19 protein-coding genes and 1 other RNA gene are annotated in these 22,324 nt (G+C 71.3%); 4 read left to right on the top strand and 16 right to left on the bottom strand.

Annotation, left to right across the window (positions count from 1 at the left end):
• The first annotated feature begins 72 nt into the window (after positions 1-72).
• Entirely contained in the window at positions 73-2,397 is a 2,325-nt protein-coding gene (locus MUB56_RS24605; protein WP_244929641.1) for a DUF4157 domain-containing protein, read from the top strand.
• Between the two features lies 1 nt (position 2,398).
• On the top strand, positions 2,399-4,267 hold the full coding sequence (locus tag MUB56_RS24610) for an ATP-binding protein (RefSeq protein WP_244929642.1): 1,869 nt from the start codon (positions 2,399-2,401) through the stop codon (positions 4,265-4,267).
• Between the two features lie 105 nt (positions 4,268-4,372).
• Here the strand turns inward: MUB56_RS24610 and MUB56_RS24615 are convergent, their stop codons facing one another.
• From MUB56_RS24615 to MUB56_RS24645, 7 genes are read right to left on the bottom strand one after another with little or no spacing between them, the layout of a single operon-like run.
• Positions 4,373-4,729, bottom strand: a complete 357-nt coding sequence (locus MUB56_RS24615; protein ID WP_244929643.1) for a cupin domain-containing protein — start codon at positions 4,727-4,729, stop codon at positions 4,373-4,375.
• A gap of 14 nt (positions 4,730-4,743) precedes the next feature.
• Positions 4,744-5,205 (bottom strand): hemerythrin domain-containing protein, encoded by a 462-nt coding sequence (locus MUB56_RS24620; RefSeq protein ID WP_244929644.1) that lies wholly within the window; start codon positions 5,203-5,205, stop codon positions 4,744-4,746.
• 28 nt (positions 5,206-5,233) lie between these two features.
• On the bottom strand, positions 5,234-5,962 hold the full coding sequence (narI, locus tag MUB56_RS24625) for a respiratory nitrate reductase subunit gamma (RefSeq protein WP_244929645.1): 729 nt from the start codon (positions 5,960-5,962) through the stop codon (positions 5,234-5,236).
• The gene (gene narJ, locus MUB56_RS24630) at positions 5,959-6,669 is read right to left on the bottom strand and encodes a nitrate reductase molybdenum cofactor assembly chaperone (RefSeq protein ID WP_244929646.1); all 711 of its coding nucleotides are present in this window, start codon (positions 6,667-6,669) and stop codon (positions 5,959-5,961) included. The genes narI and narJ overlap by 4 nt, the downstream gene beginning before the upstream one ends.
• A complete protein-coding gene (gene narH / locus MUB56_RS24635; RefSeq protein WP_244929647.1) occupies positions 6,666-8,315 on the bottom strand; it encodes a nitrate reductase subunit beta in 1,650 nt (549 codons plus the stop codon). Before narH ends, narJ begins: the two co-directional genes overlap by 4 nt.
• A 17-nt stretch (positions 8,316-8,332) precedes the next feature.
• Positions 8,333-12,094, bottom strand: coding sequence for a nitrate reductase subunit alpha (locus tag MUB56_RS24640; protein WP_244929648.1), 3,762 nt, complete (start codon positions 12,092-12,094; stop codon positions 8,333-8,335).
• Positions 12,091-13,344, bottom strand: coding sequence for an MFS transporter (locus MUB56_RS24645; RefSeq protein WP_244929649.1), 1,254 nt, complete (start codon positions 13,342-13,344; stop codon positions 12,091-12,093). Before MUB56_RS24645 ends, MUB56_RS24640 begins: the two co-directional genes overlap by 4 nt.
• Before the next feature lie 358 nt (positions 13,345-13,702).
• Here MUB56_RS24645 and MUB56_RS24650 point away from each other — a divergent pair, with 358 nt between their 5' ends.
• Positions 13,703-15,229, top strand: a complete 1,527-nt coding sequence (locus MUB56_RS24650) for a Ppx/GppA family phosphatase (protein ID WP_244929650.1) — start codon at positions 13,703-13,705, stop codon at positions 15,227-15,229.
• Between the two features lie 21 nt (positions 15,230-15,250).
• On the opposite strand, the gene MUB56_RS24655 is transcribed toward MUB56_RS24650, so the two are convergent.
• The 3 genes from MUB56_RS24655 to MUB56_RS24665 form a co-directional block, all read right to left on the bottom strand.
• The gene (locus MUB56_RS24655; protein ID WP_244929651.1) at positions 15,251-16,741 is read right to left on the bottom strand and encodes an MFS transporter; all 1,491 of its coding nucleotides are present in this window, start codon (positions 16,739-16,741) and stop codon (positions 15,251-15,253) included.
• 164 nt (positions 16,742-16,905) lie between these two features.
• Positions 16,906-17,205: an SHOCT domain-containing protein gene (locus MUB56_RS24660; RefSeq protein WP_244929652.1), complete on the bottom strand. Its 300-nt coding sequence runs from the start codon at positions 17,203-17,205 to the stop codon at positions 16,906-16,908.
• A gap of 14 nt (positions 17,206-17,219) precedes the next feature.
• Positions 17,220-17,660, bottom strand: coding sequence for a DUF6325 family protein (locus MUB56_RS24665; protein WP_244929653.1), 441 nt, complete (start codon positions 17,658-17,660; stop codon positions 17,220-17,222).
• Between the two features lie 120 nt (positions 17,661-17,780).
• On the opposite strand from MUB56_RS24665, the gene MUB56_RS24670 reads away from it, so the two are divergent.
• Positions 17,781-18,545 (top strand): hypothetical protein, encoded by a 765-nt coding sequence (locus tag MUB56_RS24670; RefSeq protein WP_244929654.1) that lies wholly within the window; start codon positions 17,781-17,783, stop codon positions 18,543-18,545.
• A gap of 75 nt (positions 18,546-18,620) precedes the next feature.
• On the opposite strand, the gene MUB56_RS24675 is transcribed toward MUB56_RS24670, so the two are convergent.
• The 6 genes from MUB56_RS24675 to smpB all read right to left on the bottom strand — a co-directional run bounded on the left by MUB56_RS24675 (position 18,621) and on the right by smpB (position 22,304).
• Positions 18,621-18,968, bottom strand: a complete 348-nt coding sequence (locus tag MUB56_RS24675; RefSeq protein ID WP_244929655.1) for a hypothetical protein — start codon at positions 18,966-18,968, stop codon at positions 18,621-18,623.
• Between the two features lie 9 nt (positions 18,969-18,977).
• Complete coding sequence (locus MUB56_RS24680) at positions 18,978-19,337, bottom strand: hypothetical protein (protein ID WP_244929656.1); 360 nt, start codon at positions 19,335-19,337, stop codon at positions 18,978-18,980.
• Between the two features lie 255 nt (positions 19,338-19,592).
• Positions 19,593-19,963: a transfer-messenger RNA gene (ssrA, locus tag MUB56_RS24685) on the bottom strand.
• A 55-nt stretch (positions 19,964-20,018) separates the two neighbouring features.
• Positions 20,019-20,930 carry a hypothetical protein gene (locus MUB56_RS24690; protein ID WP_244929657.1) on the bottom strand — a complete coding sequence of 304 codons (912 nt, stop codon included), beginning with the start codon at positions 20,928-20,930 and terminating at the stop codon, positions 20,019-20,021.
• Between the two features lie 17 nt (positions 20,931-20,947).
• A complete protein-coding gene (locus MUB56_RS24695; RefSeq protein ID WP_244929658.1) occupies positions 20,948-21,832 on the bottom strand; it encodes an amidohydrolase family protein in 885 nt (294 codons plus the stop codon).
• Positions 21,825-22,304 (bottom strand): SsrA-binding protein SmpB, encoded by a 480-nt coding sequence (gene smpB, locus MUB56_RS24700; RefSeq protein WP_244929659.1) that lies wholly within the window; start codon positions 22,302-22,304, stop codon positions 21,825-21,827. The genes MUB56_RS24695 and smpB overlap by 8 nt, the downstream gene beginning before the upstream one ends.
• Positions 22,305-22,324 lie beyond the last annotated feature (20 nt).

Raw genomic sequence — 22,324 nt, forward strand, 5'->3', positions numbered from 1 at the left:
CGCGGAAGTCGCACCCGGGAGCGCGACGACTTCGCTACCGTGCCGTGTGTCTCGGGAGAAGGAGGGTTCGCCATGCCCAGGACCCAGTTCGCCCGCCCGCTCCTCGGGGATCCCCTCCGCCGTCTCGTCGAGGACACCGCGCTGGAGCGGGAGAGCCCCGAGCACGAGGCCGAGCAGGAGCAGCCGGTACGCCGTCCCCTGCAGGTCGGGGCCGCCGACGACCGCGAGGAGCGAGAGGCCGACCAGGTCGCCGCCCAGGTGCTCACCCGGCTGGCCGGTCACCAGGACGACGCCGAGTCCGAGACGCACGAGCACGAGGGTCACGAGCACGGCCCGGTGCTCGGCGAGGTCCGGCGTGCCCCCGGCCATGCCGGGGCGATCGGCGCCGCGGGCGGCGACCTCGACGCGAGCTCCTCCGCAGCCATCGAGGGCGCCCGCGGCCGTGGCGCTGCGCTCCCGGTCGGCGTACGCCGCGAGATGGAGGCGGGCTTCGGCCACAGCCTCTCCGACGTCCGCATCCACACCGACGACCGAGCCGCCGGCCTGAGCCGGCAGATGTCGGCCCGGGCCTTCACGACCGGCCGCGACATCTTCTTCGACAAGGGCGAGTTCTCCCCCGGCACTGCCGAGGGCAAGCGGGTGCTCGCGCACGAGATCGCGCACACCCGCCAGGACTCGGGCGTACGACGCAAGCTGCGCGGCACGGCCCAGGCGCTGGAGTCGCAGGGCGGCGGCGGCACCAGCGGTGGAGTGCGCAAGCTGGTCGGGAAGCTGACCAACTGGGACAAGATCGTGGCCGGGGTCAAGGCGTACGAGAAGTCCGAGGAGGTGCTGCTCAACTCGGGCAAGAATCCCGGCCCGGCCACGCTCATGCAGGCCAAGCAGGGCCTGTTGAAGATCCTCACCAAGGTCCAGGCGCACATCAAGGAGTGGCGCACGAGCAACGACGCGGACAAGCAGGACGCCAAGCAGAAGAGCTCAAACGCCTACGACACCGACAACCGCACGAAGGCCGGCCGGCGCCAGGCCGTCGGCATGCTGGCCCCCCGGGTCGGCAACGAGATCGGCCTGCTCACCTCCTCCGACTCGGCCGCCTGGACGGCCAGCCTGGGTCTCTCCGACGGCAAGCTGACCTCCTCGGGCGAGCAGGACCGCGGCGGGGTCAACACCGTCCAGGAGCTCAGCTACAGCCTGGAGGGCGCCCACGGCGGGGGCGACGACGTCGCGTTCTCCGGCTTCTTCAAGGAGGACCACGGCTATCACGGCCTGGCCCAGCAGCACGAGGTCGAGAGTGGCATCCAGCGGGCCGACCCCAACTACGGCGCCCGCTCGGTCGCCCTCTACCGGCTCGACCGGCTGCTCGGTGCCGACGTGACGGCCCGGGCCGAGTTCGCGGTCCACACCGATCCCCAGGGCAAGTCCACCATGGGCACCGTGCTGGAGAAGGCGAAAGGCACGGCCGGTGCGAAGCGCAGCTACGGGTTCGGCACCGAGCACACCAAGGCGATGGGGCCGGGAGCGGTGAACCTGGAGGACGAGGTGCTCCAGCGGTCCCTCAACAAGCTGCAGATCCTCGACGTCATCGCCGGCCAGCTCGACCGGCACTCCGGCAACTACTTCATCGAGACCGACCAGCAGACGGGCACCGTCACCGGCGTGACCGGGATCGATCTGGACATGGCGTTCGGCGAGAGTTTCACCGGGACGACCTACGAGGACGGAGAGCAGCTCGGGGCCCAGAACTATCGAGGAATGCCCGAGTCCATCGACCGGCCCTTCGCCGAGCGGCTGCTGCAGATCTCGCCCGAGCAGATCAAGACCGCCCTGACCGGACTGCTGAGTCCCGCGGAGATCGCCGCCACTGTGACCCGGTTCACCAAGGTGCAGGACGCGATCCGGCAGGCCGAGCAGGCCGGGCAGCTCGTCGACAAGTGGGACGGCAGCACCGCCCGCCGCGAGAAGGTCAGCGGCACCGAGATCACCGGTCGTCCGAAGCTGCGCACCCAGCTCCAGAACCTCCAGTTCTCGAACGTCGGGACCGCGAACAAGATCGCCACCGAGACGCTGACCGCCAAGCTCGCCGACTGCAAGGACGAGGCGCTCCGCAAGGTGCTGACCGACAACCTCGCCAGCAGCTGGAACCACGCCGTCGAGTTGGCCCTGGTCGCCGGTTTCCAGGACCACGAGATGTCCCCGGACGAGGTGCGCGCCGCCGTCCAGATGTTCGTCAACTACCTCAACGGTCCGGGCAAGTCGTCGATGACCGCGGCCCTGCAGTCGACCTCGATGGTGGGCAAGCAGGTGGACCAGGCGGCAGCCGCGCTGATGGCCCAGGCGGTCACCCTCGTCGTGGGCAAGCGCACCGTCCCCGGACGAGGCAGGGGCGGCAAGCGCTGAGATGGAGGGCTGGGAACGCTACGGGCGCCTGGTCGTCGAGCGGTCCGCCCTCGTCGCCGCCGTCGACCGCACGCCGGGAGGCGGCATCCTCTCGCCGGCGGAGATCGGCTCGCTGACCGGCCGCGCCGGGTCCGCACCGGTGTCACCGGAAGCGGTGGGCTCCGCGTTCGAGGAGGCGATCGAGCAGGCCCGCGTCGCGCTGGTCGCCGAGCTGGACGGCAGCTCCCCGTTCGTCCGGATCGCCCGGTACGCCGGCCTCACCGAGACCTCCCTCGCCGTCCTCGCCGTCGTGGCGAGCGCCGAGCTGGACGACGAGGCTGCCGCGCTGCTCCGGCAGCCGCTGACGCTCAGCGCCGTGCGGCGCATGCTCGGTGACGCCGGCGCCGCCGCGCTGGCCGACGACGGTCAGCTCCGCTCGGCGGCGCTGATCGCGCTCGAGCCGACCGGACCGCTCGGCGGCGCACGGGTCCAGCTGACGCGTCGTACCGCCTGGGCGCTGCTCGGCGACCTCTCCCTCGACCCTGACCTGCCCCCCGGCGCCGACGCGGTCGTGACCGACGATCCCGACGGTTCGATGCGGGTGCTGGTCGTCGGCGCCGACCGCGTGCGCCGGAACCAGGCGGCGGCCGCGGCGACCGCGGGCCTCGGCTTCCTCGTCACCGCACTGCCCACCACCGAGCGGGGCTGGGTCGCCGTCGTCTCCCAGGCGACCGCGGCCGGGGTCGGCCTGGTGCTGGACGTCCCCCCACCCGACCCGGAGAGCCCCCAGCGGCTCGGCACGACGGGCCGCCGCTGGCTGGAGCGGGCCGGGCATCTGCCGATCGCCCTCTGCTCGAGCGACCCGCTCGATCTCGAGTCGCTCACCCACCAGGGCTGGGCCGAGGTGCACGCCGCCGCGGCGCCGGTGACCGACACCGAGTGGGAGCAGGCGTACGGCGACGCACCGCCGACCGCCCGGCGCCCGAGCGCCGAGCAGGTCCACGCCATGCGGGTGCTCGACGTACCGGACCCGCACCAGGCGCTGCGCCGACTCGCCTCCGGCGCCCTGCTGCGGCACGCTCGCCGGGTCGAGGCGCGCGCGACCTGGGACGACCTGGTGCTGCCGCCGGCCCAGGAGCGTCGACTGCGCGCCCTGGTCGACCGCTACCGCAACCGCGACCTCGTGCACACCGAGTGGGGCCTGCCGCTCTTCCCCTCCCCCGGCATCGTCGCGCTCTTCTCCGGATCCTCCGGCACCGGCAAGACGACCAGCGCCGAGGTGATCGCGCACGAGCTCGGCGTCGACCTGTTCCGCGTCGACCTCTCGGCGCTGGTGAGCAAGTACATCGGCGAGACCGAGAAGAACCTCGAAGAGATCTTCTCCGCGGCCCACTCCGGCGACTACCTGCTGCTCTTCGACGAGGCCGACTCGCTGTTCGGGAGCCGCTCCGAGGTCTCCGACTCCCGGGACCGCTACGCCAACATGGAGGTCTCCTACCTCCTGCAGCGACTGGAGACGTACGACGGCTTCGTCGTCCTCACCTCGAACTTCCAGGGCAACATCGACGACGCGTTCCTGCGCCGGATCCACGCGACCATCTCCTTCCCGGTGCCGGGGCCGGACGACCGCGCCCGGATCTGGACCCGCAGCCTGGCCGGCGCACCGATCGGCGACCTCGACCTCGACCACGTCGCCACCGGCTTCGCGCTCTCGGGCGGGTCGATCCGCAACGCCGCACTGACCGCCGCCCACCTCGCCGCCGCCCGCGGCGCGCCGATCGGCATGGTCGAGGTGCTCGCGGCGGTCAGCGAGGAGCTCGCGAAGCTGCGGCAGCGGGTCACGCCCCAGCTGCTGGGCCGGTGGGCCGACGAGGTCACCGCCCTCGGCTGAGGCCTGTCCGACCCGGCCGCTCGACTCACCGGATCCGAGCCGTCAAGCCTGCTCCGACACGCCGCGAAAAGCGCCGAGAATGTGACGGGTCGGCGGTGGGGGATGTCAGTCGGTACGCGGCGCCCGGGTCGCCACGGTGAGCAGGACGACGGCATCCGTCGCCGCGTGCAGGTCGTGGCGGCTGGGCGGGATCACCAGGTGGTCGCCCAGGTCGGCCGTCCAGCTCTCCGCGTCGGCGCTCAGCCGCACCGAACCCTCGAGGACCTGCAGGGTGGCCTCGCCCGGCGACTCGTGCTCCCCGAGGGAGCGGCCTTCGGCGAGGGCGATCAGGGTCTGGCGCAGGTCGTGCTCCTGACCGCCGTAGAGCGTGCGGGCGGCGCGTCCGCTGCTGGCCGCTCGGGCGGTCTCCAGCAGCTCCTGTGAGATCCGGAGAAGGGACTGGGGCTGGTCGTCGCTCTGCATGGTGGTTCTCCTGCTCAGGGTGAGGTGGGGCTCGGGGTCGCGATTCCGGGGAGGAAGGTCGGGATGGCCGCGTGGGCGCGGTCGACGACGTCCCAGCCGTCGGCACCGAGGGTGACGACGGAGACGGGGAAGATGCCGAGGTCCTCGCGCTCGATGTGCTGCTCGAGATCGGCGAGCAGCAGGCGCACCGCGGCGTCGAAGCCGTCGGCGTCGGGATCGAGCGCGGCGACGGCCACGTCCAGGTCCTGGTGCTCGCCCTCGAGCGCGTCGACCTCGTCGGCGAACTCACCGTGCTGGCGCAGCGCCGTGAAGATCCCCTGCTCCTCGCGGTGGACGTGCCCGCCCAGGTGCTCGACCAGCCGGGCGAGCAGGTCGCGGGCGGTGTCGCGGTCGCCGGCCGAGAGGGCCGCGCGCAGCCGGGTGCCCTCGTCGACGAGCGCCGCGTGCTCGGCGTTCAGCTCGGCGATGGCGTCCACGCCGTGGCACCCGCAGTGTCCGCACATCTCAGCCCACCCGGTCCCAGCCCCGGCGCGGGCGGTGGCTGCCCAGGCTCTGGTCGTCGCGGCTGCGGTAGACGATGTAGGGCCGGGTGAGGTAGCCCAGCGGGGCGCTGAAGACGTGGACCAGGCGGGTGAATGGCCAGATCGCGAAGAGCCCGAACGCGACCAGGGCGTGCAGCTGGAAGCCGATCGGGGCCTCGCCCATGAGCGAGGCGTCGGGCTGGAACGCCAGGAACGAGCGGTACCAGACCGAGACGCCCTCGCGGTAGTTGTACTCCCCGCCGATCGTCAGGATCGAGCCGGCGACGGTGTTCCACATGCCCAGGACGATCGCGGCCGCCAGGAAGGCGTACATCACCTTGTCCATGACCGTGGTCGCCGAGAAGACCGGCCCGGTGGTGCGCCGTCGGTAGATCAGGATGACCATCCCGACCACGGCCATCACGCCCGCGAGCAGGCCGCCGCCCACGGCCGCGACGTGGTACATCTCGTGGCTGATGCCGATCGCGTCGGTCCAGGACTGGGGAATCAGCAGGCCGATGACGTGGCCGCCGACCACCCCGAGCATCCCGAAGTGGAACAGCGGGCTGCCGATGCGCAGCAGCCGGTTCTCGTAGAGCTGGCTGGAGCGGGTCGTCCAGCCGAACTTGTCGTAGCGATAGCGCCACACGTGCCCGACCACGAAGGTCGTCAGGCAGACGTAGGGCACCACGACGAAGAGGAAGACGTTCATCGGCGCGCTCCTGGGAAGGACGGCATGGGCAGCAGGGTCTTCTCAGCGGTGGCTCCCGGACTGAACTGCGGGGCGGCGAACGGCGCGAGCCCCACCTCCTCCTCGGGCGGGCCCTCGGCGGCGAGCCGGCGTACGGCGTCGCGCTCGTCGCCGCGCAGCGGCGGCAGGGTCGCGGTGACGGCGTCGAGCAGCGCAGCCCACGGGGAGGACATGTCCGCCAGCGAGACGCGCAGCAGCTCGAGCCCGGCCCGGTGGTCGAGCATCAGGCCGCGGCCCCGCTCCTGGTCGATGGTCGCGGCGAACTCGAGCACCACGCACAGGTGGTCGGGCAGCTCCCCTCCTCTAGAAGGCTCAGGGTCGAGCTCGAAGCCGGACTCGAGGTAGGTCTGCTTGAACCGCAGCAGGGCCATCCCGCGCTTGCGGGTGTCGCCGTGGGCGAAGTAGGTCAGGAACAGGTTGCAGCGCCGACGGTTGTCGAAGGTCTCGACGTACTCGGCCTGGAGCTCGGGCAGCGACGCCCGCTCCAGGTGGTCCGCGAAGCCGCGGATGGAGTCCCCGATGGCCACCGGCAGGCGGTGCGAGGCCGCCCGGATCACGTCGAGGCGCGCCAGCATCTCGGGCCCGGGATAGTCGAGCAGCAGCGACACCGACTGCCAGGCGATCGTCAGCTGGTGCGGCGCCAGGCCGGCCTTGGGTCGGCGACTCATGAGTCGCGCTCCTTCGGCGGGAAGAGGCCCGGAGGCGCACCCTTGCCGTCCCAGTTGAGCAGGTTGACCCGGCCACTCTTGTCGGCCGGTGCGGCCAGGGTGTCGGAGGTCTGCCGGTCCTGGAGCATCTGGAAGTTCTCGACCGCGATGGGGGTCGGCATCCCGGAGCCCTCGCCGAACAGGTCCTGCTGCCCGCCGCCGTAGTCGGAGACCGCGCACTCGGTCGCCAGCTCCTCCAGCGCGTGGGCCTGCTCGGCGTGGGCCGGCGGGATGACGTAGCGCTCGTCGTACTTGGCGATCGCGAGCAGGCGGTACATGTCGTACATGTCCTCCTCGCTCATCCCGACCGCGGCCGGGATCGAGCCGTCGGGCTCGCGGCCCAGGTTGATGTCGCGCATGTAGCAGCGCATGGCGGCGAGCTTCTTGAGCACCGCGTCGACCGGCGCGACGTCGCCGGCGGTGAACAGCTCGGCGAGGTACTCGATCGGGATCCGCAGGGCATCGATGGCGGCGAAGAGGTTGCCCGTGTCCTCGGCGTCCTCCCCCGTCTCCTGCACGACGTCCACCACGGGCGAGAGCGGCGGGATGTACCAGACCATCGGCATGGTGCGGTACTCCGGGTGCAGCGGCAGCGCGACCTTGTAGGTGTTGATCAGCGCGTAGATCGGCGAGCGCTGCGCGGCGTCGATCCAGTCGCGGGCGATGCCGGCCTTCTCGGCCTCCCGCATGACCTCGGGGTCGAAGGGGTCCAGGAAGACCTCACGCTGTGCCTCGTAGAGACCGTGGTCGTCGGTCGTGGACGCCGCCTCGAGCACCTTGTCGGCGTCGTACAGCATCAGGCCGATGTAGCGCAGCCGGCCCACGCAGGTCTCCGAGCAGACGGTCGGCAGGCCGACCTCGATGCGCGGGAAGCAGAACGTGCACTTCTCGGCCTTGCCGGTCTTGTGGTTGAAGTAGATCTTCTTGTACGGGCAGCCCGACACGCACATCCGCCAGCCGCGGCACTTCTCCTGGTCGACCAGGACGATGCCGTCCTCCTCGCGCTTGTAGATCGCGCCGCTGGGGCACGACGCCGCGCACGACGGGTTGAGGCAGTGCTCGCAGATCCGCGGCAGGTAGAACATGAAGGTCTGCTCGAACTCGAACTTCACCTTGTCGCCGATCTTCTTCAGCATCGGGTCGAGGTGCGCGGTGGCGGTGGACCCGCCGAGGTCGTCGTCCCAGTTGGCCGACCACTCGATCTTCATGTCCTTGCCCGAGATCAGCGACTTCGGGCGGGCGACCGGGGTGTGCTCCTGGGCCGGGGCGTCGGTGAGCGTGGAGTAGTCGTAGGTCCACGGCTCGTAGTACTCGCCGATCGAGGGCAGCTTGGGGTTGGAGAAGATCGTGGCCAGCTTCTTGAAGCGGCCGCCGCCCTTGAGCGCGAGCCGGCCCCGCTTGTTGAGCTCCCAGCCGCCCTTCCACTTCTCCTGGTCCTCGTAGGTCCGGGGGTAGCCGAGACCGGGCCGGGTCTCCACGTTGTTGAACCAGATGTACTCGGTGCCGGTGCGGTTGGTCCATGCCTGCTTGCAGGTCACCGAGCAGGTGTGGCACCCGATGCACTTGTCGAGGTTCATGACCATGGCCATCTGAGCCATCACGCGCATGTCAGTACTCCCCCATCTCAGTAGGTCACGTTCTGGGATCGCTTGCGGATGATCGTGACCTCGTCGCGCTGGTTGCCCGTGGGGCCGAGGTAGTTGAAGGCGAAGGCCAGCTGGGCGTAGCCGCCGATCAGATGGGACGGTTTGACGAGCAGCCGGGTCAGGGAGTTGTGGATGCCCCCGCGCTTGCCCGACGTCTCGGCGATCGGTACGTCGATGAGCCGGTCCTGCGCGTGGTACATGTACACCGTGCCCTCGGGCATCCGGTGCGACACGATGGCCCGGGCGACGACGACGCCGTTGCGGTTGACCGCCTCGATCCAGTCGTTGTCCACGATGCCGACCTTCGCGGCGTCCCGGTCGCTCATCCAGATGTTCTGCCCGCCACGGGAGAGCGACAGCATGAACAGGTTGTCCTGGTACTCCGAGTGGATCGACCACTTGTTGTGCGGCGTCAGGTAGCGCACCGTCAGTCCCTCGACCTCGGCCCCGCCGGCGCCGTCGGAGCCCCCCTTCCCATCGGACAGAGTCCCGAGCTGCGGCTCGGCGAAGAGCGCGGCCATGTTGAGCGGCGGCCGGTAGATCGGCAGCCCCTCCCCGAGCTCGGTCATCCAGTCGTGGTCGAGGTAGAAGTGCATGCGCCCGGTCAGCGTGTGCCAGGGCTTCTTGCGCTCGACGTTGATGGTGAACGGCGAGTAGCGCCGTCCGCCGGTCTCGGAGCCCGACCACTCCGGCGAGGTGATCACCGGCACCGGCGGCCCCTGGGTGTCCGCGAAGGTGATCTGCTTCCCCTCGTGCTCGGCGGCCAGGTCGGCCAGCTCGACGCCGGTGCGCTTCTCGAGGGTCTTGAACCCCTGCACCGCGAGGTGACCGTTGGTGGTGCCGGAGAGCGCGAGGATCGCCTCGCAGACGTGGACGTCGCGCTTCAGCGACGGCCGACCGTCGGCCACGCCGCCTCGCACGGCGCCGTTCTTGTGCCGCAGGTAGTCGACCTGCTTGCCGAGCTCGAAGGTCACGCCCTTGGTGGTCGCGCCGAGCTTGTCCATCAGCGGACCGAGGGCGTTCATCTTCTCGAAGACCGCGCCGTAGTCGCGCTCCACCTCGACCAGCTTGGGCATGGTGACGCCCGGCACCGGCTCGCACTCGCCCTTCTTCCAGTCGCGGACCACGCCGTGCGGGTTGGCCATGGCGTCCGGGGTGTCGTGGGTCAGCGCCACCGCGACCACGTCCTTGCGGACGCCGAGGTGGGTCTCGGCCAGCTCGCTGAACCGCTTGGCGATCGTCTGCCAGGCGTCCCAGTCGGTGCGGGTCTGCCACGGCGGGGCGATCGCGGGGTTGAACGAGTGCACGAACGGGTGCATGTCGGTGGTGTTGAGGTCGTGCTTCTCGTACCAGGTCGCCGCCGGGAGCACGACGTCGGAGAAGATCGTCGTGCTGGTCTGCCGGAAGTCGATCGTCATCAGCAGGTCGAGCTTCCCCTCGGGGGCCTGCTCGCGCCACTTCACGTCGACGGGGCGGTGCTCCTCCGGGGTCTCGGTGGCCCGCACCGAGGAGTCGGTGCCGAGCAGGTGCTTCAGGAAGTACTCGTTGCCCTTGCCCGACGAGCCGAGCAGGTTGGCCCGCCAGATCGACAGGATGCGCGGGTAGTTCTGCGGCGCGTCGGGGTCCTCCCCGGCGAAGTCCAGCTCCCCGGACTTGAGCTGGTCGACGACGTACTCCCCCACCGGCTGGCCGGCGGCCGCCGCGTCGTCACTCAGGTCGAGCGGGTTGCGGTCGAAGGTCGGGTACGACGGCATCCAGCCCATCCGCGCGCTCTGCGCGATCACGTCGGCCGTGGACTTGCCCGCGAGCTGGCCCTGGCCGGTCGTGGCCGAGAGGGTGTCGGCGCCGAACTGGTCGTAGCGGAACTGGTTGGTGTGGAGGTACCAGAACGCCGTCTGGATCATGTTGCGCGGCGGCCGGTTCCAGTCCAGCGCGTTGGCGATCTGCGTGTAGCCGGTGATCGGGCGGACCTTCTCCTGGCCGACGTAGTGCGCCCAGCCCCCGCCGTTGACGCCCTGGCAGCCGGTGAGGTTGGTCAGGGTCAGGAACGCTCGGTAGATGGTGTCGGAGTGGAACCAGTGGTTGGTCCCGGCGCCCATCACGATCATCGAGCGACCGCGGGACTCCTCGGCGTTGGCCGCGAACTCGCGTCCGATCCGGGCGGCCGTCGCGGCGGGCACGCCGGTGATCGCCTCCTGCCACGCCGGGGTGTACGGCGCGGTCGCGTCGTCGTAGCCCTTCGCCCACTCGCCGGGGAGGCTGCGCCCGCCGGCACTGCGCCCCACGCCGTACTGGGCGAGGAGCAGGTCGAAGACCGTGGTGACGAGGTGACCGTCGACGCGCCGCACCGGCACCCCGCGCGGCAGGTCCGCCGCCGCGCCGTCGGCGGTGTCGAAGCGCGGCATCCGCACCGTCACCGTCTCCGCGGCGTCGTCGAGCAGGGTGAGCATCGGGTCGACGTCGCCCAGGTCGAGGTTCCACTTGCCGACCCCGGCCTCGCCGTAGCGGTGGCCGAGCGAGCCGTTGGGCACCACGGCCTCGCCGGTGCGCGCGTCGATCAGGACGGTCTTGAACTCGGCGTTCTCGTCGCCCGCGTGCCCGGGCAGGTCGGAGGCCGTCAGGAACTTGCCCGCGGTGTGGGTCCCGTCGGGGCCCTCGTCGAGGCGCACGAGGTGGGGCAGGTCGGTGTAGCTCTTGACGTACTCGGTGAAGTACGGCGTCTGCTTGTCGACGAAGAACTCCTGGAGCACCACGTGGCCCATCGCCATCGCCAGGGCACCATCGGTGCCGGGCTTGGCGGCCAGCCACTCGTCGGCGAACTTCACGTTGTCGGCGTAGTCGGGTGCGACCGCGACGACCTTCTGGCCGCGGTAGCGCGCCTCGGTCATCCAGTGCGCGTCGGGCGTGCGGGTCACGGGCAGGTTGGAGCCCCACATGATCAGGTAGCCGGCGTTCCACCAGTCCCCCGACTCCGGGACGTCGGTCTGGTCGCCGAAGACCTGGGGCGAGGCGACCGGCAGGTCGGCGTACCAGTCGTAGAAGCTCAGCATCGAGCCGCCGATGAGGTTGACGAACCGTGCCCCCGACGCGTGGGAGACCATCGACATCGCCGGGATCGGCGAGAACCCGGCCACCCGGTCCGGGCCGTACGTCTTGATCGTGTGCACGTGCGCGGCGGCGACGATCTCGGCCGCCTCGTCCCAGGTGGCCCGCACGAGGCCGCCCTTGCCGCGGGCCGACTTGTAGGCCTTGGCTCGCTGCGGGTTCTCGACGATGTGCTCCCAGGCCTTGACCGGGTCTCCGCCGTGCTGCGACTTCGCCTCGCGGAACATCTGCAGCAGCACGCCCCGGACGTAGGGGTAGCGCACCCGCGTCGGCGAGTAGGTGTACCAGGAGAACGCGGCGCCGCGCGGGCAGCCGCGGGGCTCGTACTCCGGGGAGTCGGGCCCGACGGAGGGGTAGTCGGTCTGCTGGGTCTCCCAGGTGATGATCCCGTCCTTGACGTAGACCTTCCACGAGCACGAGCCCGTGCAGTTGACGCCGTGGGTGGAGCGCACCACCTTGTCGTGGCTCCAGCGGTCCCGGTAGAAGTCGTCGGCCTCGCGGCCGCCCTTCTTGCTCAGCGTGCGCCGGTCCGCGGAGACCTCCCCGCGGGTGAAGAACCTGCGGCTCCCCACGAGCGCCTCGGACAGGGGGCCGTCCAGGCCGGGTCGGCGGGTGTCGTCGGAGTGCGTGGTCACGCGGGAGTCCTCTCGTCGGTGGACTGCTGGGCGGTACGGCGGACGACGGTGACGGTCAGCAGCAGGGCGAGCGCGGCCGCGACCACCAGCAGCCACAGGCCGATCGCGTAGGAGTCGGTGCGGCCGTAGACGTAGCCCATGATCAGCGGCGGGACGAAGCCGCCGAGGCCGCCCGCCGCGCCCACCAGGCCGGTGATGCCACCGACCCGGGACGGCTCGCTGACCTGGGCGATCAGGGCGAACGTCGCGCCACTCCCGGACCCGAGGGCGGCCGCCATCGCGAGGAACGCGACGGTGCCGATCCCGTCCAGCGGCGGGGTGCCCGCCGAGATGGCGGCCCCCACGACGACGACGGCGAAGCCCGCGCTGAGCACCGGGATCGCACCCAGGCGGTCGGCCAGCCAGCCGCCGATCGGGCGCATCAGGACGGCCACCACCACGAAGCCGGCCATCCGGTTGGCGGCATCGGTGGCGCTCAGGTCGTGGGCCGTCTTGAGGTACGCCGGGAGGTAGACCGAGAACGCGACGTACCCGCCGAAGGCGACGGCGTAGAGGATGCAGGCCTGCCAGGTGATGCTCAACCGTGCGTTGGCCGAGAGCCGGGTCGCGAGGGACGTGGTGGGCACGACCCGGCCCGGTGCGTCGCGCAGGACCAGCCAGGCCACGATCGCGTAGATCGTGAGCGCGGCAGCGGTGATCAGGAACGGCGCGGTCTCACCGACGTCCTCGAAGAGGCGCACGGTGGTGAGGGCGCTGATCGCCGTACCGCCCATGCCGGCGCCGAAGATCCCGACCGCGAGGCCGCGCTTGGCCGGTGGGAACCACGCGTTCACGAACGGGACACCGACCGCGAAGGCCGTGCCGCCGATGCCGAGGAAGAAGCCGCCCAGCAGGATCAGCGCGTAGGAGTCGAGGGCGAAGAACGCCAGGAAGAGCACCGGCACCACGGTCGCCGCCGAGACGAGGGGGAACATCACCCGCCCGCCGTACCGGTCGGTGAGCGCGCCGACGACGATCCGACCGAGCGAGCCCACGATCACCGGCACGGCGACCATCAGCGAGACGTCGGACTCGCTCAGCTCCCCCAGCCGGCCGTTGTCGCGGAACAGCGGGCCGAGCGGGCTGACCAGCGCCCAGGCCCAGAAGTTGAGGGCGAACCCGATGGTCGCCACGGTGAGCATCAGCCAGGCCGACGACGACCCGTCCGGTGCGGCTGGTGGCACTCGATGGGTCTCGACGGCGTCGCTCACGACTGTGTTGTCTCCTTATGTGTGCCCGATCACACGGAGCCCATAGATTGGCACAGAGGGATGACCCTGGCACGAACCCGAGGCGATCGGAGAGTGTCTGGTCTCAGCCTCGTCCGCCGACCGTCCGCCCGTCAGGGTCTTTGGTCCCGACCTGCCCGGCGCTGCCCGAAAGCCACCCGCCCGGGGGTGGTGCGGGTCCACCTGCTCGGGCGCGACTCTCGGAGAGCCCCGGCTTCCGCGGCGGGCGTGGGAGTGAGCGTTCGTGAGCCAGAACCGTGCCGGTTCCATCCAGACGCCATGGCGGGCCCTGGTGCCGATCAGAGGCCGGCTGCACCCCTACTCCCGAGGAGGGGACGAGATGAACGCAGACACAGACCCGAACGACCCCGTGGCGCCCGGAGTGGTGCCGCGGTGGGAGTGGCGCGGCTTCGGAAACTTCGACGAGGCCCTCGACGTGCTGGCGTCCCTGCGGGCGCACCCCGCCGTGACGAGTGACGAGACGTATCTCCTGTCGCGGTCCCGGGACGCCTCGGTCAAGGTTCGCGCCGGTCTGCTGGACCTCAAGGTCCTCCAGCACGTGGACGGAGCCGGGCTGCAGCTGTGGGTGCCGACGCTGAAGGCCGGATTCCCCGTCAGCGAGGGCGCGGCCGCCACGGCGTTCGAGGCGCTCGGCCTGCCGACGCCTCGACGGCCTCGGTACACCCTCGAGGAGCTCGTCCGCGAAGCCCTCGGATCACGCGACGACGTGCGCGTCCTGGACGTCCACAAGTCCAGGCACCGCTCCGTCCTGGACGGCTGCATGGTGGAGTACACCGAGCTCACCGCGGACGGGCTCACCACCCGCACCGTCGCCGTCGAGTCTCCCGACAGCGAGCTGGTGTCCGCGACCATCCGCGGACTCGGACTCGACGGGCGACCCAACACCTGCGTCGCCAAGGGCCTCCGGTCGCTCCTGGGCTGGGAGCCGACGCGGCTCGCCGTCCTCGACGTCGGCACCAACTCGGTCAAGCTGAACGTCAGCGACCGGCGCGACGGCGGCGTACCCCGCACCGAGCTCGACACCGCGGTCGTCACCCGGCTCGGCGAAGGACAGGCGGAGTCCGGCAGGCTGAGCTCCGCGGCCATGCGCCGTACCGGCAACGCCATCGCTCGCCTGGTGGAGACCGTCCGCGCGGAGGGACCGACCGAGATCGTCGCCGTGGGTACGGCGGGCCTGCGCCAGGCGCCGAACCGCGGCGACTTCCTCGACCTCGTCCTGGCCCGGTCCGACGTGGTGGTGCAGGTGATCTCAGGGCCCGAGGAGGCCCGTCTCGCCTACCGCGCCGCCGTGTCCAGCCTGCCCCGGACCGGCGGGCGCCTGCTGGTCTTCGACTCCGGGGGCGGCAGCAGCCAGTTCACGTTCGGCAGCCCGGACGCGATCGCGGAGCAGTTCAGCCTCGACGTGGGCGCGGTGCACCTCACCGACCGGTTCGCGTTGACGGGCGCCGTCTCGCGCGACACGGTCGACGCCGCCCTGGCCGCGGTCGAGACCGAGCTGGTCCGGCTGGCGGGGCGACCGCGGCCGGACACGGTGATCGCCATCGGTGGGACCTCGACCAACCTCGCGGCAGTCAGCCGCGGACTCGCGGTGTACGACCCCGACGTGGTCCACGGCACGGTCGTCGACCTGGCCGAGGTGGACCGGCAGATCGAGCTGTACCGGTGCCGGTCGGCGCAGGAGCGGCGCGAGATCCTCGGACTGCAGCCGGCGCGGGCGGCCGTGATCCTCGCCGGTGCCTGCATCGTGCGCACCATCGTGACGATCTCGGGTCAGGACCGGCTGACGGTCAGCGACCGCGGCCTGCGGCACGGCGTCGCGGCCGAGCGGCTCGCGGCGCACGTCTGAGGCCGCCACCTCGGGCCGCGCTCAGGAGGTCGCGGCGGGCTCCAGGGTCGGGGTCGCGGTGGTCGGAAGGGTGTGGGCGGACGAGGCGGCCGCGGCAGCCGAGTCGCCCAGGGTGCCGCGCGCCTGGGGGTGCCGGCCCATCACGACGGCCATCACCACTCCGGCGAGGCTGAGGGCCGCCATCACCCACGCGGTCGTGCCCAACCCGGCGCTGAGGGCCACCGCGGAGGTGTCGCCGTCGGCGACCCGGTTCGCGGTGACGCTGCTGTAGATGGTCGCCGCGAGGGCCGTGGCGACCGCGGCGCCGACGTACCGCGCCATGTTGGAGACGCCGGACGCCTCGCCGACCTGGTTGGCCGGCACGGTGGCGGTCGCGGCGGCCGACGACGGGCCGTTGGACAGTCCCATGCCGACGGCGACGGCGATGAGGGGCACGAAGAACGCGCCGTAGGCCCAGGACTGGTCCGCGAACCCGATCCAGGCGAAGCCGACGGTGGTGACGAGGAAGCCGATGCCGACGACCTGACGACCGCCGAGCTTCGCGGCCAGCCGCGGCACCAGCGGTGCCGAGATCACCAGGCCGACCGTGGCGGGCAGGGTCGCGAGGCCCGCCTCCAGCGGGCTGAAGCCGAGCGTGCTCGGGTCCTGGAAGTACAGGCTGAGCACGTACATGAGCGCGTTGATGGTGCCGGCTCCGATCAGGATGGCGACCGTGGCGCCGACGAGCACCCGGTTGCGCAGCAGCCCCAGGTCGAGCAGTGGGAGTGCGATCCGGCGCTCGACCGCCACGAACCCGACGCCGGCGGCGAGCGCCACGAGCACGCACCCGATCGTCCGGCCCGAGACCCACCCCCAGTCGCCGCCCTGGCTGAGCGCGAGGATGAGCGGCCCGAGCGTGAGGGCGACCAGGACGGTGCCGACGTAGTCCACCGAACGCGGACGGTCGGCGTCCCGGGACTCGACGACCGTCGCGAAGGTGAGTCCCATGCAGCCGACCGCGATCGCGGCGTCGATCCAGAACAGGCCCTGCCATCCCGTGGTGTCGACGAGGACCCCGCCGACGAGCGGGCCCGCCGCCGCTCCGACCGCCGCTGCGGCGCCCCACAGGGACACGGCGCGCACCTGTTCCTGCCCCGTGTAGGCGACCGTCAGCAGGCTCATCCCGCAGGCGAGGATCGTCGCCCCCGCGGCGCCCTGGATCATCCGGCCCGCGATCACCATCTCGCCGGACCCGGCCAGGGCGATCAGCACGCAGGAGGCGACGAAGAGCAGCAGCCCGAGCTGGAAGATCCGCTTGCGGCCGAAGACGTCGCCGAGCGAGCCCGAGGTGATGATCACGGCGGCGCCGACCAGGGAGTAGCCGGTGACCGCCCACTGCAGCGTGTTCACCGAGGTGCCGGTGTCCTCGCTGATCGCCGGGAGCAGGATGGCGACCGCGGACGTGTTCGCGTTGACGACCAGCGTCGAGATGCAGGTGGCCAGGAGCACCCCGGTCCGGCTGCCCCCGGTCATCGGCCGACCGCGCCGTCGAGGCCACGAGCCAGGACCCTCGACCGGATCGGCTCGGACTCCCGAACCGTCCTCGCGCGCCGTCGCCTCATGCCGATCATGCCGCGGACGGTAGGGCCGGGCGGGGCGGGCCGACACCACCCGCCAGCGGGTAGGTCAGCCACGCGTCAGCCGCCGAGCAGCTTGGCCTTCTGCGCCGCGAACTCGGCGTCGGTCAGGATCCCCTGGTCGCGCAGCCCGCCCAGCTTCTGGAGCTGTTCGATCAGGTCGTCAGGCTCCGCCGCGGCCGGCGGAGGGGCTGCGTACGCCGGCGCCTGGTTCTGCTGCTGGTCGTAGTACTGCTGGTCCGTCTGCTGCTGGTCCTGCGCAGCCCAGCGGCCGGCCTGACGGCGCGACACGCGGTTGGACACCGCCGTGGCGGTGCCGGCGACGACGGCCGTGCGGGCCATTCCACCGATGAGTCCCATGTCGGTCCTTCCTCTCAGGCCTGGGCCGTCTCGAGCGCGTCGAGCGCCGCGAGTACGTCGTCGGCCGGGATCCGGCCGCTGGCGATGACCTCGGCGCCGGCCTCCCGCATCGCGGTGACGAAGGGACCGGCCCAGGTGTTCTCGTAGACGAGCAGGGCGAGGGCGTCGCCGGGCGCCAGCAGCGCGGCGCTCTGAGCCACGTCGTCATCGTCGAGCAGTCCGGACCGGACGCCCTCGAAGAGCGTCAGGTCCAGCTCCCCGTCACCGTCGAGGTCGGCGAGCGCGAGCGCCGCGACGCTGCCGTCGTCGGCCACCGTGGCGACGACCAGGTCGAGGATCCGGATGATCCCCTGCTCGGTCAGGTCGATCAGTGCGGCGAGGCCCTTCCCCTGGAGCTTCGCGCCGGGAAGCTCCACGGCGAGATAGTCGATCGGTCCTACGTCGAGCTGGGTCATCGGGTTCCTCCTCGGCCGATGTGATCCTGACGCGCTCACGCTCACATGCACCCGGGTGGTTCGACCCCACCCCGGCACGGGTGAGGCGGGACCACCCGCGACGCCGTCACCATCGAGGACATGGGCACCCTGCCGACGTACGACGCCGACCAACTCGCCGCCGTGCTGGCGCTCCTGCCCGACGTGGACGCGGTCGAGCTGAAGCTCACCGTCCCCGATGCCGATCAGCGCCGCGTGCTCGGCAGCCTCGGCATCGACTCCCTCGACGCCGAGATCCGCCAGGTCGCGTTCTTCGACACGCCCGACCTGCGGCTGTCCGCCGCGGGTCTGGTGGTCCGGGCGCGGCGTACCCAGCGCAAGCCGGGCGACGTGACCGTGAAGCTGCGTCCCATGCTCCCGGACGAAGCCCCGGAGGGGCTGCGCACGCTCCGCGGCTTCAAGGTCGAGGTGGACGCCTCCCCGGCGGGATTCACCTGCTCGTGCTCCCTGACCGCGGAGGTCTCCGACCGCAAGGTCAAGCGCCTGTTCGCCGGCACCCGGACGCTCGACGACGTGCTCGACCGCGACCAGCGCGACCTGCTGGCCGCCCGGTTGCCCGACGGCGTCGCGCCGGCCGACCTGCGGGTGCTGGGGCCCGTGCACCTGCTCAAGGGCAAGTTCGCCCCCAAGGGCTACCCGCGTCGGATGGTCGCCGAGGTCTGGTTCCTGCCCGACGGCGGCCGGATCCTCGAGCTGTCCACGAAGGCCGAGCCCGCGCAGGCGCTCCAGGCGGCCGCAGAGACCAAGGTGTTCCTCGCCGGGCGCGGCATCGACCTCGACGCGCCCCAGGAGGCGAAGACCCAGACCGCGCTAGCCGTCTTCGCCGCCACCCTCGCGCAGGAGTGAGTCGCACCCTCACCACCCCCTCCACCCTCACCCCCCTGATCGCCGAGTCAGCAGAAGTGGATGCCCGAGTCAGCACTACTGGTGCTGACTCGGCCCGCTGCTTGTGCTGACTCGGCGGGCGCGGAGGAGGGCCAAGACCAGGGCCAGGCCGAGCACGGCGAGGCCGACGGCCCGGCCGTACGTCGTCAGCTCCCAGAAGCGCTCGTGCAGCCACCACTCGTCGTTGCGGTAGGCGGCCAGGGTCAGAGCGTTCGAGGCCCCGGCCAGCAGCGCGCCGAGAGCCCCGAGCAGGGCGGCCGGACCTCGCCGTACGACGGTCAGGCAGGCGACCACGACCAGCAGGCAGCCGACGATCTCGATGAGGCCGCTGACCAGAACGTAGATCGGGACGTCCAGGAAGGTCGCCTGGGTCTCGTCTTCCACGGCAGCCTCCTACGCCGACACGAGGGGCGCGGGCGCTGGCCGGCTGGTCCGGGCGAGCGCGAGCAGCACCGCCAAGCCGATGAGTGCGAGGCCGCCCGACCTGCCGTAGTTCACCAGGTACCAGACCCAGTCCGACCACTGCCACGGTCCGTCGTCGCGGTAGAGGATCGCCAGGATGTTGGCGAGCGCCAGGGTCGTCGAGGCTCCGGCCAGCAATGCGCCGAGGGCGCCCAGGCGAGCCGCCCGACCGCGTCGCACCAGCACCAGGCACGCCACCAGGACGCCGACGCAGGCCGCAACCTCGATGATGACGCTGACCAGCACGTAGTCCGGCACGAAGTACTGCTTGAGGGTGAGGTCGTCGTCCACGCGCCGAAGCGTCCCAGAAACGGGCCGAGCCGGCGCGAGTTCACGCCCGGTCGCGACCAAGCTCACGCCGGGTCGGCGACGCAGGCCAGCGCCACGCCGCACGCCGTCCGGCACAGAAGACGAGAGCCGCTCCGACTGCTGTCGGAGCGGCTCTCGTTCAAGAGGGCTGGCTCTCGGCGGGGTGTCGAGCCGGTCGCTGCGCGACCTCCTCAACCACCGTCACCGGGACCGGCAATGCTGCGAAGAGCACTGTGGTGGTGGAGCTGCGGGGAATCGAACCCCGGTCCTCGAGCGTCGATCCAGGTCTTCTCCGGGTGCAGTCAGTGTTGTCGCTTTTCTCGGCCCCGGCGCTCGCACAGACACGTCGCCGACAGGCCCAGTCAGGAAAAAGTCCCGGTCACCCCTCCTGACGGAAAGTGACCAGCAAGTCTCCTAGATGACGCCAGGGTCCGGGACGGAGACGGATGCCCGGTCTGACGCTTCGATCACTGCTCAGGCAGCGAGAGCGAAGGAACTGCGAGTGTTGTTGGCAGTTATAAGTTTCCAGCGATCGTTTACGAGATGGCGCTGGCTTCTCGACCCGCTTCCCCTGGAACTAACGTCCCAAGTCGAAACCGATCAGCCCCTCTTGAGTTGTCCTGCACGAAGCAGTCTACGGGTCCAACGGCGCCGGTCGAACCACTATTCCGGCGTCGGGTCCGCGGACGGGGTCTCCCCCACCCGATCCTCGAAGATCGGGTCCACCGCCTCGTAGGCGGCCACCGGCACCAGCTCGGCCAGCCGCTCGCTGAACCTCGTCAGCCGCGCGTAGTCGCGGGTGAAGCGCTTGTCGGCCTTCGCGAGCGCCTTCAGCGACTGCTGCGCGGTCGCCGTCTGGTCACGCAGCCCGACGACGGCCGCCTTCCGCTCCTCGACCAGCCGCGCGTAGCGGGCCGGGAGCCGGGCCACGTCCTCGTTCCCGGACGAGGCCAGGCCCGCGCCCTGCTTCAGGCACGGGGCCGAGGCCTCGCGGTGCCGCTCCAGCCAGGTGGTGGCGTAGGCCTCGAACGATTCCGCCTCGGTCGCCTCCACCCCGAAGATCTGCTGGCACTGGGTCCCGACGGCGAGGAAGAGCGGGAAGGAGTCGTCGAAGCCGTCCTGGTACGCCGCGGCGGCGGCGTACTGCGTCGCGAAGGTCTGGTACGCCGCGCCGAGCTCGGCGTCGGCCATCGCCGGTTGCGCCGCGAGAGCGGCGAGCGCGGCGTCGCGGTCGGCGGCCGCGGCCCGCTGCTTGCGGACCGCCTTGATGACCCGCGGTGCCTTCCGGAAGCCCTCCGGGTCCTGCTGCCACGCCTTCCGGACGAGGTCCTGGTACGCCGAGGAGCGCTTGTTCGTCTCGTTCAGCACCCCGGCGAGCCCGTGGTAGAGCGCGTACGCCTCGTCGTACTCGGCGTCGGTGGGCCTCGGCGGCGCGCTGGTCGTCGCCCCCGGGGAGCCCTCGGGACCCGAGTCGGACTGGTCCCCGCCTCCGCTGCACCCCGTCAAGGTGGTGCCGACGAGCAGCACCAGAGCGGCGAACAAGGAGCCGGAGGTCCGGGCGCTCGTCGATCGCATGACGTCACGGTGCCACGTCACGCCGGCGCACCGAGAAGCCGCACCCCGTTGCCCCAGCAGACCGCCCGCAGCCAGTCGTCGCCCAGGTCCAGCCGGGCCAGGCCGTCCAGCTGGTGGGCGTAGGGGTAGGGGATGGTCGGGAAGTCGCTGCCGAGCAGCACCTTGTCCTGCAGGTCGACCAGCCGCGGCACCAGGTCGGCGGGGTACGGCGGGAAGAAGTCGGTGAACACCATCGTGGTGTCCAGGTGCACCCGCTCGTGCGTCTCGGCCAGCGCCAGGAACTCCGCGCACTCGGGTGCGCCCATGTGCGCCAGGACCAGGGTCAGCCGGGGGAAGCGGCGCAGCAGCCGCGCGGTCGACTCCGGCCCGGTGAAGTCGCTGGCGACCGGACCGGAGCCGGCGTGCACGACGACCGGGGTGCCGCTGTCCTCGAGGACGCCCCACGCCTGGTCGAGCAGCGGGTCGTCGAGGTGGAACTCCCCCACCTGCAGGTGCACCTTGAAGATCTCCACGCCGGCGCCGACCAGGTCCGCGACGTACGCCCCGACCCACGGCTCGGGGAAGAAGGTCGCCGACCACAGCGACTCCGGCACGTCGGCGGAGAAGCCGCGCGCCCAGTCGTTGAGGTAGGCCGCGACGCCGGGCTTGTGGGCGTACGGCAGCGTCGGGAACCGGCGTACGCCGAGATCGCGGAGCAGGGCCACCCGGTCCTCGTGCGACTGCCGGTAGCGGATCGGCCACTCCCGGCCGATCTTCGGCCCGGCCGCGTCGAAGACGGCGTACACGGCGCGCTGGATGTTCGGCGGCAGGAAGTGCACGTGCACGTCGTACAGCCCCGGCAGGCCGAGCCCCTCCCAGAAGGAGCGGACCGCGGGGACGTCGCCGCGCCGGTCGTCAGTCACTCATGCCCTTCAGGTGCCGCCCGAGGGCCTGCTCCTTCTCGCGGTTGGCGGTGCGCTCGGCGAGCGACTGGCGCTTGTCCCACGACTTCTTGCCCTTGGCGAGCGCGATCTCGACCTTGGCCCGGCCGTCCTTGAAGTAGAGCGACAGCGGGACGACCGTGAGGCCCTTCTCGTTGACGCGGCGCTCGATCTTGTCGATCTCGACCCGGTTGAGCAGCAGCTTGCGCTTGCGGCGGGCGGAGTGGTTGGTCCAGGTGCCCTGGGAGTACTCCGGGATGTGCACGTTGTGCAGCCACGCCTCGCCGCCGTCGATGTCGACGAACCCGTCGACCAGCGACGCCCGGCCCTGGCGCAGCGACTTCACCTCGGTGCCCTGGAGCACCAGACCGGCCTCGAAGGTGTCCTCGACGGCGTACTCGTGGCGCGCCTTCTTGTTCTGCGCGACGATCTTCTGCCCCTGCTCCTTCGCCATGTCCCCAGTGTCCCAGAGTC

It is taken from the genome of Nocardioides sp. W7 (genome assembly GCF_022919075.1).
GTDB lineage: Bacteria > Actinomycetota > Actinomycetes > Propionibacteriales > Nocardioidaceae > Nocardioides.